This is a genomic window from Bacillus sp. HSf4 (assembly GCF_029537375.1).
GTDB classification, from domain to species: domain Bacteria; phylum Bacillota; class Bacilli; order Bacillales; family Bacillaceae; genus Bacillus; species Bacillus sonorensis_A.
This window is the reverse complement of the sequence record NZ_CP120679.1, coordinates 100,001-102,500: the sequence shown is the minus strand read 5'-3', so window position 1 is coordinate 102,500 and position 2,500 is coordinate 100,001. Positions and strand designations below refer to the sequence as shown.

General features: G+C 52.2%; 9 tRNA genes and 3 rRNA genes (2 of these 12 cut by a window edge). All 12 read right to left on the bottom strand.

Annotated elements, in window-relative coordinates:
- Window positions 1-877: ribosomal RNA gene (locus P3X63_RS00570) — 16S ribosomal RNA — on the bottom strand (it extends 672 nt beyond the left edge of the window).
- Window positions 878-1,036: 159 nt separating this feature from the next.
- A tRNA-Ala gene (locus P3X63_RS00565) sits at window positions 1,037-1,112 on the bottom strand.
- 7 nt (window positions 1,113-1,119) lie between these two features.
- Window positions 1,120-1,196: transfer RNA gene (locus P3X63_RS00560), tRNA-Pro, on the bottom strand.
- A gap of 10 nt (window positions 1,197-1,206) precedes the next feature.
- A tRNA-Arg gene (locus P3X63_RS00555) sits at window positions 1,207-1,283 on the bottom strand.
- Between the two features lie 9 nt (window positions 1,284-1,292).
- Window positions 1,293-1,378, bottom strand: a tRNA-Leu gene (locus P3X63_RS00550).
- A 9-nt stretch (window positions 1,379-1,387) separates the two neighbouring features.
- Window positions 1,388-1,462, bottom strand: a tRNA-Gly gene (locus P3X63_RS00545).
- A 22-nt stretch (window positions 1,463-1,484) separates the two neighbouring features.
- A tRNA-Leu gene (locus tag P3X63_RS00540) sits at window positions 1,485-1,567 on the bottom strand.
- 5 nt (window positions 1,568-1,572) lie between these two features.
- Window positions 1,573-1,648 (bottom strand) — tRNA-Lys (locus tag P3X63_RS00535).
- Window positions 1,649-1,683: 35 nt separating this feature from the next.
- A tRNA-Thr gene (locus P3X63_RS00530) sits at window positions 1,684-1,759 on the bottom strand.
- 19 nt (window positions 1,760-1,778) lie between these two features.
- Window positions 1,779-1,854, bottom strand: a tRNA-Val gene (locus tag P3X63_RS00525).
- A 20-nt stretch (window positions 1,855-1,874) separates the two neighbouring features.
- Window positions 1,875-1,990 (bottom strand): 5S ribosomal RNA (gene rrf, locus P3X63_RS00520).
- A 55-nt stretch (window positions 1,991-2,045) separates the two neighbouring features.
- Window positions 2,046-2,500, bottom strand: a 23S ribosomal RNA gene (locus P3X63_RS00515); it runs 2,477 nt beyond the window's last position.

The following is a 2,500-nucleotide window of genomic DNA, read 5'->3' as shown; positions in this document are numbered from 1 at the left end:
TGCGTTTGCTGCAGCACTAAAGGGCGGAAACCCTCTAACACTTAGCACTCATCGTTTACGGCGTGGACTACCAGGGTATCTAATCCTGTTCGCTCCCCACGCTTTCGCGCCTCAGCGTCAGTTACAGACCAGAGAGTCGCCTTCGCCACTGGTGTTCCTCCACATCTCTACGCATTTCACCGCTACACGTGGAATTCCACTCTCCTCTTCTGCACTCAAGTTCCCCAGTTTCCAATGACCCTCCCCGGTTGAGCCGGGGGCTTTCACATCAGACTTAAGAAACCGCCTGCGCGCGCTTTACGCCCAATAATTCCGGACAACGCTTGCCACCTACGTATTACCGCGGCTGCTGGCACGTAGTTAGCCGTGGCTTTCTGGTTAGGTACCGTCAAGGTACCGCCCTGTTCGAACGGTACTTGTTCTTCCCTAACAACAGAGTTTTACGATCCGAAAACCTTCATCACTCACGCGGCGTTGCTCCGTCAGACTTTCGTCCATTGCGGAAGATTCCCTACTGCTGCCTCCCGTAGGAGTCTGGGCCGTGTCTCAGTCCCAGTGTGGCCGATCACCCTCTCAGGTCGGCTACGCATCGTCGCCTTGGTGAGCCGTTACCTCACCAACTAGCTAATGCGCCGCGGGTCCATCTGTAAGTGATAGCCGAAGCCATCTTTTATGATTGAACCATGCGGTTCAATCAAGCATCCGGTATTAGCCCCGGTTTCCCGGAGTTATCCCAGTCTTACAGGCAGGTTACCCACGTGTTACTCACCCGTCCGCCGCTAACCTCAGGGAGCAAGCTCCCGTCGGTCCGCTCGACTTGCATGTATTAGGCACGCCGCCAGCGTTCGTCCTGAGCCAGGATCAAACTCTCCATGAAAAGTTTGATAATGACTACGCACACTCGCATGTGCGATTTATTTAAAAATGAATTAACAGGTACGTTTTGTCTTGTTTAGTTTTCAAAGATCATTATTAAAGCAACTCTATTATTATATCTTTATTAAGATAAATAGTCAAGTGCTTTTTTAAAAATAAATGGTGGAGCCTAGCGGAATCGAACCGCTGACCTCCTGCGTGCAAAGCAGGCGCTCTCCCAGCTGAGCTAAGGCCCCAAAGGAATGGTCGGGAAGACAGGATTCGAACCTGCGACCCCATGGTCCCAAACCATGTGCTCTACCAAGCTGAGCTACTTCCCGTTACACATAATGGCGCGCCCGAGAGGAGTCGAACCCCTAACCTTTTGATCCGTAGTCAAACGCTCTATCCAATTGAGCTACGGGCGCATATGTTAATGCCGAGGGCCGGACTTGAACCGGCACGGTAGTCACCTACCGCAGGATTTTAAGTCCTGTGTGTCTGCCAATTCCACCACCCCGGCGTGGATGGTTGGAGCGGAAGACGGGATTCGAACCCGCGACCCCCACCTTGGCAAGGTGGTGTTCTACCACTGAACTACTTCCGCATATGAAAACTATTTTTTATAATGCGGGTGAAGGGACTCGAACCCCCACGCCGTAAAGACACTAGATCCTAAGTCTAGCGCGTCTGCCAATTCCGCCACACCCGCATAAATGGTGAGCCATGAAGGACTCGAACCTTCGACCCTCTGATTAAAAGTCAGATGCTCTACCAACTGAGCTAATGGCTCTTTAAAAGAGACTTTAATATAATATCATAAAAAAGTGGTGCCGGCAAGAGGACTTGAACCCCCAACCTACTGATTACAAGTCAGTTGCTCTACCAATTGAGCTACACCGGCCCGTTATGAAGATATTTAATGGTGGAGGATGACGGGATCGAACCGCCGACCCTCTGCTTGTAAGGCAGATGCTCTCCCAGCTGAGCTAATCCTCCGTTTGCACTTGCGTGCAACAGCTTGGCGGCGTCCTACTCTCACAGGGGGAAGCCCCCAACTACCATCGGCGCTGAAGAGCTTAACTTCCGTGTTCGGCATGGGAACGGGTGTGACCTCTTCGCTATCGCCACCAAACCTTATTTGAGAGGTGTTCTCTCAAAACTAGATAACGGTGTCGTAAGACATTCATTTGGTTAAGCCCTCGATCGATTAGTATCTGTCAGCTCCATGTGTCGCCACACTTCCACCTCAGACCTATCAACCTGATCATCTTTCAGGGATCTTACTTCCTTAACGGAATGGGAAATCTCATCTTGAGGGGGGCTTCATGCTTAGATGCTTTCAGCACTTATCCCGTCCGCACATAGCTACCCAGCGATGCCCTTGGCAGAACAACTGGTACACCAGCGGTGCGTCCATCCCGGTCCTCTCGTACTAAGGACAGCTCCTCTCAAATTTCCTGCGCCCGCGACGGATAGGGACCGAACTGTCTCACGACGTTCTGAACCCAGCTCGCGTACCGCTTTAATGGGCGAACAGCCCAACCCTTGGGACCGACTACAGCCCCAGGATGCGATGAGCCGACATCGAGGTGCCAAACCTCCCCGTCGATGTGGACTCTTGGGGGAGATAAGCCTGTTATCC